Source organism: Staphylococcus sp. HMSC061G12, assembly GCF_001838465.1.
Classification (GTDB): domain Bacteria; phylum Bacillota; class Bacilli; order Staphylococcales; family Staphylococcaceae; genus Staphylococcus; species Staphylococcus simulans.
This window is the reverse complement of record NZ_KV836997.1, coordinates 1-636: the sequence shown is the minus strand read 5'-3', so window position 1 is coordinate 636 and position 636 is coordinate 1. Positions and strand designations below refer to the sequence as shown.

Sequence of the window (636 nt, the reverse complement as noted above, 5' to 3'; positions counted from 1 at the left end):
TTCTTGCACTCTATATAAAAATCTTTCTAAAGTTCTTGTATCTGTTGGATTTTGGTAAACACCGAAGGCTAAGGCAAACTGGTTGTTGGTTCCTACTTGAATATTATATGCAGGCTTTAATTGACCATTCATCATATGATCGTCTTTCATTCTCATAAAAGTCGCATCATGATCAGTTTTTGAATAACTATTTCTATCTCCTAAAACTTTCTTTTGTTCTTCATACTTCATCTTTTTCTCTTTACAATCATTCACTGCTTTTTTGTATTTTTTCAATAATGTACGTTCTGAACGTATTAATTTTCTTTGCTTCGTATCATCGTTAGAATCAATTTTATCAGTTAGTTCCTCAATTTTATGACTTAAGCAATCTTCGATTGCCTCTAGTTCATGTGTCTGTATGTCTTCAGATGATTCTTCTTTTAAATTTGGCAAAATTTCTTTTACTAATAGCTCTTCGTATATTTCTTTTGATTTCTTTATATTAGATTGACTATAACGTTCTGTATTCTTTCTCCAAACAAACGTATACTTATTTGCATCAGCTTCAATTTTAGTACCATCGATGTAAATTGCATTCTCTTCTATATAATGATTTTCTACTAAAAAGGTTCTGAATACTACATAACATTCTTT

1 pseudogene is annotated in these 636 nt (G+C 29.6%); it reads right to left on the bottom strand.

Going from position 1 to position 636, the window contains the following annotated elements:
- Window positions 1-636 (bottom strand): annotated as a pseudogene (locus HMPREF2937_RS00005) (IS5/IS1182 family transposase); the annotation flags it as partial.